At 74.3% G+C, this 14122-nt stretch carries 13 protein-coding genes and 1 pseudogene; 6 read left to right on the top strand and 8 right to left on the bottom strand.

Annotated features, from left to right (window positions below; translation table 11 throughout):
- Window position 1: 1 nt before the first annotated feature.
- Window positions 2-1045, bottom strand: coding sequence for an enoyl-CoA hydratase/isomerase family protein (locus tag Q1A09_RS00065; protein ID WP_299950436.1), 1044 nt, complete (start codon window positions 1043-1045; stop codon window positions 2-4).
- 60 nt (window positions 1046-1105) lie between these two features.
- Between Q1A09_RS00065 and Q1A09_RS00060 the strand changes: the two genes are divergently transcribed.
- Both Q1A09_RS00060 and Q1A09_RS00055 read left to right on the top strand, forming a co-directional pair.
- Window positions 1106-2413 carry a CoA transferase gene (locus tag Q1A09_RS00060; RefSeq protein ID WP_299950433.1) on the top strand — a complete coding sequence of 436 codons (1308 nt, stop codon included), beginning with the start codon at window positions 1106-1108 and terminating at the stop codon, window positions 2411-2413.
- On the top strand, window positions 2400-3809 hold the full coding sequence (locus Q1A09_RS00055) for an amidohydrolase family protein (RefSeq protein WP_299950431.1): 1410 nt from the start codon (window positions 2400-2402) through the stop codon (window positions 3807-3809). Before Q1A09_RS00060 ends, Q1A09_RS00055 begins: the two co-directional genes overlap by 14 nt.
- 15 nt (window positions 3810-3824) lie before the next feature.
- Here Q1A09_RS00055 and Q1A09_RS00050 read toward each other — a convergent pair whose 3' ends face one another.
- The 4 genes from Q1A09_RS00050 to npdG all read right to left on the bottom strand — a co-directional run bounded on the left by Q1A09_RS00050 (window position 3825) and on the right by npdG (window position 7552).
- Window positions 3825-4571, bottom strand: coding sequence for an SDR family NAD(P)-dependent oxidoreductase (locus Q1A09_RS00050; RefSeq protein ID WP_299950429.1), 747 nt, complete (start codon window positions 4569-4571; stop codon window positions 3825-3827).
- Window positions 4572-4639: 68 nt separating this feature from the next.
- Entirely contained in the window at window positions 4640-5464 is an 825-nt protein-coding gene (locus tag Q1A09_RS00045) for a VOC family protein (protein ID WP_299950426.1), read from the bottom strand.
- 59 nt (window positions 5465-5523) lie between these two features.
- A complete protein-coding gene (locus tag Q1A09_RS00040; protein WP_299950424.1) occupies window positions 5524-6669 on the bottom strand; it encodes an acetyl-CoA C-acyltransferase in 1146 nt (381 codons plus the stop codon).
- A 154-nt stretch (window positions 6670-6823) separates the two neighbouring features.
- Window positions 6824-7552 carry an NADPH-dependent F420 reductase gene (gene npdG, locus Q1A09_RS00035; protein WP_299950421.1) on the bottom strand — a complete coding sequence of 243 codons (729 nt, stop codon included), beginning with the start codon at window positions 7550-7552 and terminating at the stop codon, window positions 6824-6826.
- A 136-nt stretch (window positions 7553-7688) separates the two neighbouring features.
- On the opposite strand from npdG, the gene Q1A09_RS00030 reads away from it, so the two are divergent.
- The 4 genes from Q1A09_RS00030 (at window position 7689) to Q1A09_RS00015 (ending at window position 12907) form a co-directional block, all read left to right on the top strand.
- Entirely contained in the window at window positions 7689-9176 is a 1488-nt protein-coding gene (locus tag Q1A09_RS00030; protein ID WP_299950418.1) for a FadR/GntR family transcriptional regulator, read from the top strand.
- 559 nt (window positions 9177-9735) lie between these two features.
- A complete protein-coding gene (locus tag Q1A09_RS00025) occupies window positions 9736-10614 on the top strand; it encodes an acyl-CoA thioesterase II (protein WP_299950415.1) in 879 nt (292 codons plus the stop codon).
- An 80-nt stretch (window positions 10615-10694) separates the two neighbouring features.
- On the top strand, window positions 10695-11870 hold the full coding sequence (locus tag Q1A09_RS00020; protein WP_299950412.1) for a thiolase family protein: 1176 nt from the start codon (window positions 10695-10697) through the stop codon (window positions 11868-11870).
- Window positions 11871-11905: 35 nt separating this feature from the next.
- Entirely contained in the window at window positions 11906-12907 is a 1002-nt protein-coding gene (locus Q1A09_RS00015) for an alpha/beta hydrolase (protein ID WP_299950409.1), read from the top strand.
- Window positions 12908-12917: 10 nt separating this feature from the next.
- Here the strand turns inward: Q1A09_RS00015 and Q1A09_RS00010 are convergent, their stop codons facing one another.
- From Q1A09_RS00010 to Q1A09_RS00005, 3 genes and pseudogenes are all read right to left on the bottom strand, one after another.
- On the bottom strand, window positions 12918-13523 hold the full coding sequence (locus tag Q1A09_RS00010) for a helix-turn-helix transcriptional regulator (protein WP_366139740.1): 606 nt from the start codon (window positions 13521-13523) through the stop codon (window positions 12918-12920).
- Window positions 13524-13605: 82 nt separating this feature from the next.
- Window positions 13606-13764, bottom strand: a pseudogene (locus Q1A09_RS22555) (helix-turn-helix transcriptional regulator); the annotation flags it as partial.
- A gap of 139 nt (window positions 13765-13903) precedes the next feature.
- Window positions 13904-14122, bottom strand: a 219-nt coding sequence (locus Q1A09_RS00005) for an electron transfer flavoprotein subunit alpha/FixB family protein (RefSeq protein ID WP_299950406.1), incomplete at its 5' end; no start/stop codon positions are given.

The raw sequence follows: 14122 nt of genomic DNA, 5'->3' as shown, positions 1-14122 counted from the left end.
GTCACTCCGGCGCAACCTCGTCGACCAGTCCCCAATCGCTGGCCGGGAGCGCGGGCAGCGGCAGCCCGCTCAGGGCCAGCCAGGCCGTCCGGTGGCGGCCGATCCGCCGGGTGATGCTCACCGTCCCCCCCGCCCCGGGGATCAGGCCCATGCCGATCTCCGGCAGGCGCAGCAGGGTGTCCGCAGCGGCGACCACCCGCCCGGCGAAGGCCGGCACCTCGATGCCCGCACCGATGCAGTTGCCGTGCAGGTAGGCGGTGACCCGGTCGGCCACGGCCAGCAACGCGGGGGCGGCCCCGGCGGTGGTGCGCACCAGGTGGGCGGTCGCCGGGTCCGGTGTCGTGCCGAACTCGGTGAGGTCCCCGCCTGCGCAGAAGTCCGGGCCGCGCCCGTGCAGCTCGATCCGGCGCAGCCCGTCGTCGGCCACGGCCAGCCGGAAGCCGTCAACCAGGCCGTCGCGGACCGCGGCGTCGTAGGCGTTGCGCACCTCGGGCCGGTCCAGGGTGAGCAGCAACGTGTCGTCGCGCCGGTCGACGAGCACCGGAGGGCGGTCCGCCCGGCGGGGGCTGCGGGCCGGTCGGCCGGCCAGCCACGCCCGGTGCTCCGGGCCGCCCTGCAGCGTGGCGTAGGCGAAGGACTCGGCGACCAGAGCGTCCGGCGCCGGAAGGCGCTCGGCCAGCCGGAGCAGCTGGACCAGCGCAGTGGCGGCCTGCGGCGCAGTGCCCAGCGTAGTGGTCAGCGTGGCGACCGCGTCGTCCAGGTCGGGCACGGCGACCCACGGGGCCGGTGCCCCGGACGCCTCGGCGAGCAGGACGTCGAAGAGCTCGGCCGGGACGCCGGGAGGAACGGCGGCCGCCCGGTGCACCCCGACCACGACGCACGCCGGCCGCACCCCCAGTGGTGCCAGGTCCGCGGGTCCGGCGCCGTCGAGGTCGACCACCAGCAGCGGCGACCCCAGCAGCGGGTCCAGCTCCTCGGGCAGCCCGCGGTAGCCGGCCAACAGCTGCGGCAGCGCCCGGGCCGGGACCGAACCTGCTCCAGGCACGCCTCACCGGTCCTCTCTGCGCCCCGACCGGGGACGCTGCGTCGTTACCATGCCAGCGACATGGGACCCGACCGCGAGCGACCCTCCCGCGCCCCGTCCTGCACGCTGGACCGCTGGGCCCGCTCCGGGCTGATGGCGCTGACCGGTCCGCCCGACGGCCCGCCCGACCCCGGCCCGGCCGGCCTGCTCGGGTTCGTCACGGACCTGATCACCCGGCTGCAGGACGCCGGCGACCGGCTGGGCGCCCGTGTGGACGTCGACCCCGCCGTCCTGCTCGCCGGTCGGGCCGGTGCCCTGGGGCTCCGCCGCCGGGGACGGACCTCGGCCGGCGGGGCGAGCCGGTTGCTGCCCACCGCGGACGGCTGGTGGGCGGTGTCGCTGGCCCGGCCCTGGGACACCGAGAGCGTGCCGGCGCTGGTCGCGCTGGCCGGTGGCCGTGCCGACGGGGCCGCCGATCCGCAGCAGTTGCTGGCCACCGCCGCGCTCGGGACGACCGCGGCCCGGCTGGTCGACGCGGCGACCCTGCTCGGCGTGCCCTCCGCCGCGCTGCCCGCAGACCCTCCCCCGCCGCCCGCGCCGGAGCGGGCCCGGCCGCTCGGTGCGCCCTCCGCTCGCGGCCAACTGGCCGGGGCGCTGGTCGTCGACCTCTCCTCGATGTGGGCCGGCCCGCTGTGCGCGCGGCTGCTGGCCGACGGCGGCGCCCGGGTGGTCAAGGTCGAGTTCCCGCAGCGGCTGGACGGCGCCCGCCGGGGCCCGGCCCCCTTCTACGACTGGCTGCACACCGGCACCGCGAGCGTCCTGCTCGACCCGGCAACCGCGCCAGGGCACGCCGACCTGCGGCACCTGCTCGCGGCCGCCGACGTCGTTCTCGAGGCCTCCCGGCCCCGAGCGCTGGCACAGCTGGGCCTGTCCCCTGACCAGCTCGCGCACCGCGACGGCCAGGTGTGGGTGTCGCTCACCGGGCACGGCCGCGCCAGCGACCGAGTGGCCTTCGGCGACGACGCTGCCGTGGCCGGGGGGCTGGTCGGCGGGCGGTCGGCCGACCCGGTGTTCTGCGGTGACGCGATCGCCGATCCGCTGACCGGCCTGGCGGCCGCCGTCGGCGCGCTGGAGTCGCTCACCCGTGGCGGCGGGCAGCTGGTCGAGGTGGTGATGCGGGACGTCGCCGCCGCAGCCGCGGCTGCGGCTGCGGCTGCGGCCCCGGCCGGGACGCCGGCCGGGGAGGTCACCGGCCGCCGGGTGTCCTGTCCGGCCTGCGGCACCAGGCATCCGGTCCTCGACCCGCCGGCCCTCCCTCCGGTTCCGCCGGCGCCACCTCCCGGTGCGCACACGCGGGCGGTCGTCGGGAGTCTGCGTGCCGGGCGCTGACCCGGCCGACCTGCTGCTGCGCCGGGTGCGGGTGGCCGATCGGCTGGTCGACGTCCTGGTCCGCGACGGCCTGGTCGCCGCGGTGGCCGACCGGCTGGCCCCGGCGCGCGGCGTGCGGGAGGTGGACGGCGGCGGTGGCGCGCTGATCCCGGGCCTGCACGACCACCACCTGCACCTGCGGGCGCTGGCCGCTGTCCAGGCGTCGGTGCAGGTCGGACCGGCCCAGGCCCCCGGCCCGGATGCCTTCGGTGCGGTGCTGCGCGGCGCGCCCGGCGACCCGACGAGCTGGATCCGGGCAATCGGCCACCACGAGTCGACGACCGGCCCGCTGGACCGCTGGCGGCTCGACGCCCTCGTGCCCGACCGGCCGGTCCGGGTGCAGCACCGCAGCGGCGTGCTCTGGACGCTCAACTCCGCCGGCCTGCGCGAGCTCGGCCCGCTCAAGCACCCCGGCGTGGAGCGGAACGCCACCGGGGAACCGACCGGCCGGCTGTGGCGGGCGGACGGCTGGCTGGCCGCGCGCACCCGCCGCGACGGCGACGGCGGGCAGCTCGCCGCGACGTCCCGGCGCCTGGCGGCCACGGGCGTCACCGGCCTCACCGAGGCGACCCCGGGCGCCGGGCAGGCCGAGGTCGACGACCTCCGGCGCGCCACCGCCGACGGTGTCGTCCTCCAGCGGGTGCACCGGATGGCGGAGCCGGGCACGTCCGTCCCACCCGGCGAGCTGGTGACCGTCGGCCCGGTCAAGGTCCTCCTGGACGACGACCGGCTGCCGGCACTGGACGACCTTGTCGACCGCTGCGCCGCCGCGCACGCCGCCGGGGTGCCGGTCGCGGTGCACTGCGTCACCCAGGTGCAGCTGGTGCTGACCCTGACCGCCCTGCGGATGGCCGGGCCCCGGCACGGTGACCGGATCGAGCACGGGGCGCTCGTCCCCGCGTCGTGCCTGGCCGATCTGCGGGAGCTCGGGCTCACGGTGGTCACCCAGCCGAACCTGGTGGCCGAGCGGGGCGAGGAGTACCTGCAGGACGTGCCCGCCCCCGAGCTCCCCGACCTCTGGCGCTGCGCCTCGCTGCACGCCGCTGGGGTGCGGCTGGCGATCGGCACCGACGCGCCGTTCGGCGACGCCGACCCGTGGGCGGCGCTCACCGCGGCGACCCGGCGCCGCACTCCCTCCGGGCAGGTGCTCGGCCCCGCGGAGCGGCTGCCGGCCCGGGTGGCGCTCCGGCTGCTCACCGGTGCCGCCGACGACCCGGCCCGGCCGCGCCGGATCGGGCCGGGCGCGCCGGCCGACCTGTGCCTGCTCGACGGAGCGCTGGACGACGTGCTCAGCGCGCCGTCGGCCGAGCGGGTGCGGGCCACCGTGGTCGCCGGCCGGGTCGTCGCCGAGCGGTGACGACCCGCCCGGTGGTCACTGGTACATGAGACCGCCATCGATCAGCAGTTCGTGGCCGGTGATGAACGCGGCCTCGTCGGAGAGCAGGAAGGCGACCGACCCGGCGATCTCCTCCGGCGTCCCCGTCCGGCCCATCGGGATCATGTCCGCCCACTGCGCCCGGATCTCCTCGGGGTAGCCGGCCAGTCCCGGGGTGAGCACAGTGCCGGGGCAGACCGCGTTGATCCGGATGTTGCGCCGCGCGTACTGCAGGGCCGCGTTCTTCGTCAGGCCGACCACACCGTGCTTGGCGGCGGTGTAGGCAGCCATGTCCGGGGCGTTCTTCACCCCGGCGTTGGACGCCATGTTCACGATGCTGCCGTGGCCGGCGGCCACCATCAGCCCCAGCTCGGCCCGCATGCACAGGAACGTGCCGCGAAGATCGACGCCCATCACCAGGTCCCAGGCGGAGACCGGCAGCTCGTGCAGGTCGCCCGGGTGGTGGGCGATCCCCGCGTTGTTGACCGCCAGGTCCAGCCCGCCCACCAGCTCGACCGTGCGGAAGAAGAGCGCCTGGACGTCGTCCTCCCGGGAGACGTCGGCGGGCACGTTGTACGCCGTCCCGCCGGCCTCGGTGATCAGGTCCACGGTGGCCTGGCCGCTCGTCTCGGACACGTCCGAGACGACCACCCGGGCACCTGCGGCGGCCAGCCGGAGGGCGGTCGCCCGCCCGATCCCCGCCCCCGCGCCGGTCACCACGACACTCGATCCGTTCAACGGCATGTTCTCTCCTCGACATCGGTCGGTTCTGCTGCTCGGTGTGCGGACAGGTGGAACCGGGCGGCCCGGTTTCAGCCGGCGGCCAGCTCCCAGCGCACGCCCCAGTTGTCGGCCGCGGCGATGGCGACCGCCCCCGCCCGGCTCCCCGGCTCCACGCGCAGCCCCCTGCCGCGCAGGTGGCCGGTGGCCCGGTCGAGGTCGGTGACGCCCAGCTCGATCGACCGCAGCCGCTGGCCCCACCGCCGGACGTGGTCGGCGATCGGGCCGGTGTCCTGCCGGGCCTGCACCAGCTCCACCACGTGGTCGGCGACCGGCACGCTCACCACGTCGGCGTCCAGCTCCCGGCGGTGCTCGGCGGCAGGGGCCGGCACGCCGAGCAGGCCGGTCAGCCAGCCGGTGGCGGCGGTGAGGTCCCGCACCGCCACCGTGACCCGGTGCAGGCCGGTGATGCCGAGCGGGTCCCGGTCGCGCCAGGACGCCGGGCCCCAGCCCGGCTCGGCCCGTGGATCACCGGGCATGGTCAGCGGCGAGAGCTCCAGCAGCATGCCGTGACAGTCGGCGGGATGGGTCATCAGGAAGGCCCCCGGCCGGTCGACCGGGATCCGCACCCCGCGCTCGACCAGCGCCACCCGCGCCTCGTCGAGATCGGGCACGTGCCACTCGAAGGAGTGCCAGCTGTTGCCGTACCGGGCCAGCGCGGCACCCAGCAGCGAGTGCTCGTCGCGCGGCGCGAACAGCTCGATGCAGACGTCGCCTACGAGGAACAGGCAGGCGTCCCGGTTCTCGTCCTGGTCGTACTGCCGCCAGAACGTCCTCGCCCCGAGGACGTCGGTGTAGAAGGACTCCGCCGCGTCGATGTCGTCGACCAGCTGGTTCACGTGCGCCAGCCCGTTCACCCGGAGCACCGTTCCCGCCGAACCTCGCGAACCGGCGACCCTCGTTGGCAGCGCCACCCTCAGAGCAGTTCTAGGATGGTGGCGTTGGCCTGCCCGCCGCCCTCGCACATGGTCTGCAGGCCGTAGCGGATGCCGTTGTCGCGCATGTGGTGCACCAGCGTGGTCATCAGCCGGGCGCCGGAGCCGCCCAGCGGGTGGCCCAGGGCGATGGCCCCGCCGTAGACGTTCAGCGTCTTCGCGTCGGCCCCGACCTCGGCGAGCCAGGCCAGCGGCACCGGCGCGAAAGCCTCGTTGACCTCGAACGCCCCGATCTCGTCGATCGACAGGCCGGACCGGTCCAGCGCCTTCTGGGTGGCCGGGATCGGCGCGGTGAGCATGACCACGGGGTCGTCCCCGGCCAGCACCGCGGTGTGTACCCGGCCGATCGGGGTGAGCCCGAGCTCACGTGCCCGGTCCCCCGTCATCATCAGCAGGGCCGACGAGCCGTCGGAGATCTGCGAGGAGTTGCCGGCGGTGATCACGCCACCATCGGGCTTGAAGACCGTCTTGAGGGTACCCAGCTTTTCCACAGTGCTCAGCCGGATGCCCTCGTCCTGCGTGACCACGGTGCTGTCGGGCAGGGTGACCGGGACGATCTGGGCGTCGAAGCGGCCCTCGTCGCGGGCTGCGGCGGCCTTCTCGTGCGAAGCGACCGAGAACTCGTCGAGCTGCTGCCGGGACAGGCCCCAGCGGGCGGCGATCATCTCCGCACCCAGGCCCTGGTTCGGGGAGACGCCGTCGTACCGGTCGAGGAACGCCTGCGGGTGCGGTGAGCCACCGGCCAGCGCCTGGGTGATCGGTACCCGGCTCATGGACTCGACGCCGCCGGCGACGACCACGTCGTAGTGCCCGGCGATCAGCCCGGCCGCGGCGAAGTGCACCGACTGCTGGGAGGAACCGCACTGCCGGTCGATGGTCACACCCGGTACCGTCTCCGGCCAGCCTGCGGTGAGCAGGGCGGTGCGGGCGATGTCGAAGGTCTGTTCGCCAACCTGCGTGACACACCCCCAGATGACGTCGTCGACCAGCGCCGGGTCGACACCGGCCCGCTCGACCAGGGCGTTGAGCACCACCGCCGAGAGATCGGCCGGGTGCACCCCGGAGAGCCCGCCGTTGCGCTTGCCGATCGGCGTACGCACGGCCTCGACGATGACTGCGTCCCGCATGAGGAGCACCCTTTCTGACGACTGTGTCGGGTTGACTCTGCGATGGCGAGGGCGCCTTTGGCAAGGGCGGCCGACGCACCGAGCAGCCGGGGCCTCGACCCGGGATCGCGTGCTGCGGGGCCCGCGGCAGCGGGGCGCCGCCGGACCGGCGCCGTCAGACGTCGGTGACGCGGATCCCGGCGTGCGCCTTGTACCGGCGGTTGACCGACACCAGATTGATGGTCAGCGCCTCGACCTGGCGGGCGTTGCGCAGGCGCCCGGCGTAGATGCCGCGGACTCCGGGCAGCCGCCCCGCCAGCGCCTGCACCAGTTCGGTGGCCGTCCGGTCGTCACCCACGACCAGCACGTCGGCGTCGATGCTCGATCGGGAGAGGTCCTCCAGAAGCGTGGCGGAGAGGTGGTGGAAGGCGCCGACGACCGCGCTGTCCGGCAGCAGCGCCGCGGCCTGCTGGGTGACGCTGCCCTCGGGGACGTCGAGCACGTAGGCACCCCGCTCGTCGAACGCCATCGGCACCACGCAGTCGACGACGACCTTGCCGGCCAGCCGGGAGGCGAGGACGGCCAGGGTGGCCGCGTGGCCGGCGAAGGGCACGGCCACGACCACCAGGTCCGCCGCCCCGGCGACGTCGGTGTTCGAACCGCCCTGCACTGAGCCCGGCCGGGGGGTGACGGTGCCGGCGGACGTGGCGACCTCCGTGGCCACCTCGGCGGCCCGGTCGGGGTCCCGCGAGCCCAGCAGCACCCGCTGGCCGGCGGCGGCGAGGCGTACCGCCAGTCCTCGACCCTGCGGCCCGGTGCCGCCGAGGACCCCGACGGTCAGCGTGCCGACGTCCACCGCCGGCGTGTCCGCTGACGTGGACGAACCGGGCGGGGCGATCGACATGGAGCTCCTCGGGACGGCGCGCGGATCGAGTGGCCGACACAATCAGGCACCCCAATTCCTGTCAACCTCCGGCCGACGCCCACCAAGATCTGCTGAGCACCTAGGCTGAGGAGTCTCGATCACCCAGGAGACCGCCATGCCCCTCATCGACGTCGACCCGTCCCGGGACGCGTCGGCGCCCGGTTCCCAGGCCCATTCGGCTCCGGACGAGCCCGCCGCCGGCAAGCTGGCCGCCCAGGTGGCACTGCGCATCGAGCGGGACATCGTCGGACGCGGCTGGCCGGTCGGTGAGTCACTGGGCTCCCAGTCCGAGCTCCGGCAGAGGTACGGCGTGAGCCGCGCGGTGCTACGGGAGGCCGTCCGGCTGGTGGAGCACCACCACGTGGCCCGGATGCGGCGCGGTCCGGGCGGTGGCCTGTTCGTCGTGGCACCCGACGCCCGACCGGCCGCCCGCGCCATCGTCATCTACCTGGAGTCGGTGAACACCAGCGTCGACGACCTGATGGAGGCCCGGCGGCTGATCGAGCCGCTCGCCGCGGCGATGGCCGCCGCCCAGGTCACCGAGGACGGGATCACCGAGCTGCGGCACACGCTCGCGGCCGGCTCGGCGACGACCGACGACCGCGGTGACCGCACCGTAGAGGCGCTGCACGTCCTGCTCGGCGAGCTCTCGGCGAACCCTGTGCTCGGGCTGTTCATCGAGGTGCTGACCCGGCTCACCGACCGCTACGGCCGGCTGGCCACGGACACGCCGGCCTCCGCCTTCCGGGAGGCCCGGGCCGAGGCCCACCGCCGGCACGCCGAGATCGCCGACCTGGTCATCGCCGGGGACGCCGGGCGGGCGGAGACCAGGATGGCCGCCTACCTCGACGCGGTGGCGGCGTGGATGCGCAGCCACGGCCAGGGCGGCCGGGTCACAGACCGGGTGGCGACCTCCCCCCTGACGGCCGCACCCCAGGCCAAGCTAGCCGAGGTGGTGGCCGGCCGGCTGCGCGACGACATCGCGGCCGCCGGCCGGCCGGTGGGGGCGGTGATCGGCTCGGAGTCGGATCTGCTCTCCCGCTACGGGATCAGCCGGGCGGTGCTGCGGGAGGCCGTGCGGCTGTTGGAGTACCACTCGGTGGCGAGCATGCGGCGCGGACCGGGCGGCGGCCTCGTGGTCGGCACCCCCGACGCCCAGGCGAGCGTCGAGACGATGGCGCTGTACCTGGAGTACCGGGCGGTCGGCCCACGCGACCTGCTGGCCGTCCGGGAGGTGATCGAGCTGGGCGTCGTCACCCGGGTGACCGCCCGGCACGACGACCCGGAGGTGGTGCGGCGCCTCGACGTGGCCGCGCGCTGGCCGGAACCGGAGTCCGCCCGCGACCGGGCGCCGGCCGACTCCTTCCACGCCGAGCTGGCCGAGCTGGCCGGCAACCCGGTGCTGACGCTGTTCCTGCGGATCCTGACGGCGCTGTGGCGCCGGCACGCCCCCGTGGAGGGAGTGGTCTCCGGTTCCGTGGCAGCCACCGAGGTAGAGCGGGTCCATCGGCGCATCGCCGAAGCCGTGCTGGCCGGCGACGAGGGGCTGGCGCGGCACCGCCTGCGCCGACACCTGGCCGCACTCACCGACTGGTGGCACTGACCCGACGCACGCGGCCGACTCTCCGCACCGATGTCCACAGAGGGGTTCGCGAGCGCTGTCCACAGAGGGGGCCGATGAGCGCGGCGAGAGCGCTGGACCGGACGACGATCGCCGGCCGGCTCGCAGACTCTCCCCGGATGGCCGCCCCTCGTTGGCAGCGGGGTCCTCGGGCTGCTCGACGACCGCGTCACGCGGTCGGGCCAGGTGATGACGCCGGTCGTCGGCTGGGCCGGGGAGGTCGGTGTAGTCGTCGGCGCGGAGGCGGAGCTGGCCTCGGTCCACCAGGAGACCGTGGCCGACCTGAACGTCCCCCCGTGCTTCGTGACCATCCCTGAGTCCGACGCGCCGGTGATCCAGCTCCCGGTGCTCGGCGGGCTGCTGTACGCGCCCGCCGCTGCGGTCCTGTACCAGTCCTGCCATGTGGCCTGCCACCGTCTGACCGTCCGGCTACGTGCAGCCGGTGTTCGCCTGGCGCTGACCGCGCCGACAGCTAGATCATGGCAATTGAGGAGACGGATTTGGGGTCGTCGATCCCCTGGCCGCCTGTCACCATGTCGCCGTGACGCCAGGACTGCAGGACATCCTCAACCTCGAGCAGATCGATCTGAACGTCTTCCGCGCGCGCTCCAGCCCTGCTGCGGCGACCCGCACCTTCGGTGGAGAGGTGGCCGGCCAGGCGCTGGTCGCGGCCGGGCGCACGGCACCTGCGAACAGGCCCGTGCACTCACTGCACGCCTACTTCCTCCGGCCGAGCGACCCGGGCGCCCCGATCTCCTACACCGTCGACGCCATTCGGGACGGGCGCACCTTCACCACCCGGCAGGTCGTGGCGGTGCAGCACGGCGAGCCGGTGTTCCACCTGTCTGCGTCCTTCGCCCTGGTCGAGGACGGCTTCGCCCACCAGCTCCCGCAGCTCGACGCCCCGGACCCCGACGACCTGCCAACGGCCACCCAGGTGCTGGCCGGCGCCGATGAGCAGACGCGCAGGTGGCTGACCAGGATCTCCGAGGTCTTCCCGCTCGAGCTCCGCTTCCCCGACGAGCTGCCCCGGTTCGCCACCGTACGGGGAGAGCTGCGCGCCCCCGCCCAGCGGCTGTGGCTGCGGTCGGCTCAGCCGTTGGACGACGACCCGCTGCTCCATGCCTGCGCGGCGACCTACGCCTCGGACCTACTGCTGCTGTCCTCCGCGCTCCCGCCGCACGGAGTCGTCATCGACACCCCCGGTCTGCTGCTGGCCAGCCTGGACCACGCGGTGTGGTTCCACGCACCGTTCCGAGCCGACGAGTGGTTGCTCTACGACCAGGAGGGCATCTGGGCCGGCGGCTCCCGCGCGCTGTGCCGGGGCCGGTTCTTCGACCGGCGCGGCACCCTGGTCGCCAGCGTCGTCCAGGAGGGGCTGGTCCGGGTCGCCCAACAGCCGAACACGTCGATGAAGTAAGGGTACTCAATAACCCGTTTTGATCGTATGGTCACAAGCAGGCGCCGGTCGGCGCCTGCTCCCCCATCGGAAGGTGCTCCGTGCCCGACGCCGTGATCGTCAGCGCTGTCAGGACCCCCATCGGGACCGCCTTCAAAGGCACCCTCGCCGACACCAGTGCACTGGAGCTCGCCCAGGTCACGCTGGAGGAGGCGGTCCGCCGGTCCGGGCTGGACAAGAACGCCTTCGACGACGTCGTGCTCGCCGAGTCCGGCTGGGGCGGTGGCGACATCGCCCGGCATGCAGCCGTCGCCGCGGGGATGACCTCGGTGCCCGGCCAGGCGGTGAACCGGCACTGCGCCGGCAGCCTCACGGCCGTGGGCAACGCGGCAGCCAACATCCGGGCCGGCATGGACTCCGCCGTCCTCGCCGGTGGGGTGCAGTCCACCTCGACCGGCCCCCTGATGCGCTGGCGGATCCCCGGTACGGTCGACCAGTTCGAGGAGAACTGGATGAGCCCCAGCCACCCGGATCGCTCGGACGCTCCCAACCGGGACATGTCGATCTCGGTCGGCTGGAGCACCGCGGTCGAGGCCCACCTGACTCGCGAGCAGCTGGACGCCTGGGCATTCCGCTCGCACCAGCGCGCGATTACCGCCATCGACGCGGGGGTCTTCGCCGACGAGGTGCTCGCCGTGAAGGCCTTGCAGAAGGACGGCTCGCTGATCGACTTCGCTGTCGACGAGCACCCCCGCCGCACCACCACGATGGAGAAGCTGGCGTCGCTGAAGGTCATCCACCCGGAGATCGAGGGGTTCTCCATCACCGCCGGCAATGCCAGCGGCATCAACGACGCCGCGGCCGTCCTCGCGCTTACCAGCGACGAGCTGGCCCGGTCGGAGGGCCTCACTCCGCTGGCGACGGTCCGGGCATGGACGGCGCTCGGCGTAGACCCAGCTCGCATGGGGATGGCCGCGGTCGAGGTGATCCCCCGCCTCCTCGCCCGGGCCGGCGTGGCCCAATCCGACGTGGCGCTCTGGGAGATCAACGAGGCCTTCGCCTCGGTCCCCGTCGCCGCCTGCACGTTGCTGGACATCGACGAGGAAGTGGTCAACGTGCACGGCAGCGGCTGCAGCCTGGGCCACCCGATCGCCGCCTCCGGCGCCCGCATGATCACCACCCTGGTGCACGAACTGCGCCGTCGCGGCGGCGGCATCGGTGTGGCCACCATGTGTGCAGGTGGCGGCCAGTCCGGCGGGGTCCTGATCGAGGTCTGATCCCACCTTGGTCCCCGATCGACGTCACCGAGCGCGTGACCGGCACCGACCCTGAGCCGCCGACCGCCCCGGTCGGCCCTCCCCCGCCGTTCGACGCGGAACTGGCGCCCGTCCTGGCCGTCCTGAGTGGGGTGCTGCCCCCGGCTATCGTGCCCGAGCACATCCCGGCGGTACGGCGCGGCTCGCGCTTGAGCACACCGACGGATGCCGAGCTGGCTCGGAGCGGCCGGTTCACCGTCGCGACCCGGACGGCACCGGGGCCGGTGGGCGCACCGGACGTCCCGCTGCTCATCTGCCGGCCCACTCTTGCAACCGGTCCCCTCCCAGCCGTCTACTTCATGCACGGCGGCGGCATGGTGCTGGGCGACAACCGCAGCGGGGTGATGGAGCCGCTGGACTGGGCCGACGCACTCGGGCTCGTGGTCGTGTCGGTGGAATATCGATTGGCGCCCGAGCACCCGCACCCGGCCCCGGTCGATGACTGCTGGGCCGGGCTCCTCTGGACGGTGGAGCACGCCGCGGAACTGGGCATCGACCCCGGCAGGGTGATCGTCGCGGGGACGAGCGCCGGTGGCGGGCTGGCGGCCGCTCTCGCCCTCCTCGCCCGCGACCAGGACGGCCCGGCCCTGGCCGGGCAGCTACTGATGTGTCCCATGCTCGACGACCGCAACGACAGCGCGTCCGCAGAGCAGATGGCCGGGCAGGGAGTGTGGGACCGCACCGCGAACGACACCGGCTGGACCGCCCTGCTGGGGGCCGGCCGGGGCGGGCTGGACGTGTCGCCCTTCGCGGCGCCGGCCCGTGCCACCGACCTGTCCGGATTACCACCCGCCTTCATCGACGTGGGGTCGGCGGAGACCTTCCGGGACGAGGACGTCGCCCATGCCGGACGCATCTGGGCAGCCGGCGGCCGGGCCGAATTGCACGTATGGCCTGGCGGCTTCCACAGCTTCGACACGTTCGCGCCCTCGGCGGGCATGTCCCAGGACGCCAAGGCCGCCCGGCTGAACTGGCTGCGCCGGCTGCTGCGCAGCTGAGCACGGCGGCTCAGGACGGGAAACGGCCGGTCGGTAGACCGAACAGCAACTCGAGCCGGCGCATCGTGGCCTCCCAGCTGCGGACGGCCTGGCCGGAGCGCCCGAGGATGCGCCCGAGGCCGTCCTTCGACATCCCCGCCGTCGTCCGGAGTGAACGTATCGCCTCGGGCAGGTCCGCCGGGCCCCACGATGGGCCGGGTGGCAGCGGCACCGGCTGGTGCCCGCTGTGACCGAGCACCTCGTCGAACGGGCGGCGGTAAGCGACGGCCATGCGCCGGATCACGGAGACCGGCACGGTGCGCTGCCCGGCCTCGTACCGGGCCAGGGAGCCGACCGCGATCCGCAGGTGCGCCGCCGCCTCGCGTTGCGTCATGCCGGCCTGGCGCCGCAACCGTCGCAGCGGTCGCGGATCCGGAACGGCGGGAGGCGCTGGCGGCAGCACCAGCTCCGTCAGGTCGGTGGCGAGCATCTCCTCGAGCTGAGCCGCCACCGCATGGGGGACCGGGACACCGGCCGACTCCCACATCGACAGGGTCGTGGGGGCGACTCCGACCCGTTGGGCCACCTCCCGTTGGGGGAGCCCGGCCCTGCGCCGCGCCCGGCCGAGGCCAGGCAACTGGACGCTGTCGTCCCGCGCCGCCGGATACCCGTCGAACAGGGCAGTGACCTCGGCAGGCTCCAGTCGCAGCGCGTGCCAGGTCGGCCCAGTAACACCTGGACGCCCGCCGGGTGCCGCTCTCCCACATGGAGACCGTGGAGCGGGCCACGTGCAGGGCTCGGGCGAGCTGGGTGACGGACATGCCCGCGGCCACCCGCGCCTGCGTGAGCGTCAGTCCGGTGGGCGACGCACCCGCCACATCGGAGCGCCTTCCGTCAGGGGCACCGACCGCACCACCTGCGGTCGGTGCCCGGTGCAGCACCACGTGGAGCGGTGGCTCGAGCGTGCTGGTCACTGGTCCTCCACCGACCGAGGTTGACGGGATGCTCTGTCGTCGTTCAACCCCTGTGGGCGCTGATCTGCTCGGTGGCCGCCGGGACGACGGTGAACAGATCGCCCACCACGCCGAAGTCGGCGAGCTCGAAGATCGGTGCCTCGGGGTCCTTGTTGACCGCGACGATCGTCTTCGAGGTCTGCATCCCGGCGCGGTGCTGGATCGCCCCGGAGATGCCCACCGCGATGTACAGCTGCGGCGACACGGTCTTCCCGGTCTGCCC

Source organism: uncultured Modestobacter sp. (assembly GCF_947486615.1).
Taxonomy (GTDB): domain Bacteria; phylum Actinomycetota; class Actinomycetes; order Mycobacteriales; family Geodermatophilaceae; genus Modestobacter.
The sequence above is the reverse complement of the archived record's forward strand: the minus strand, read 5'-3'. Positions and strand labels throughout refer to the sequence as shown.

Bases quoted from the DNA above. Each gene is read 5' to 3' on its own strand.
- Q1A09_RS00040 (WP_299950424.1), bottom strand. From the start codon at position 6,669: ATGCGGGACGCAGTCATCGTCGAGGCCGTGCGTACGCCGATCGGCAAG.
- npdG (WP_299950421.1), bottom strand. From the start codon at position 7,552: ATGTCGATCGCCCCGCCCGGTTCGTCCACGTCAGCGGACACGCCGGCG.
- Q1A09_RS00030 (WP_299950418.1), top strand. From the start codon at position 7,689: ATGCCCCTCATCGACGTCGACCCGTCCCGGGACGCGTCGGCGCCCGGT.
- Q1A09_RS00050 (WP_299950429.1), bottom strand. From the start codon at position 4,571: ATGCCGTTGAACGGATCGAGTGTCGTGGTGACCGGCGCGGGGGCGGGG.
- Q1A09_RS00060 (WP_299950433.1), top strand. From the start codon at position 1,106: ATGGGACCCGACCGCGAGCGACCCTCCCGCGCCCCGTCCTGCACGCTG.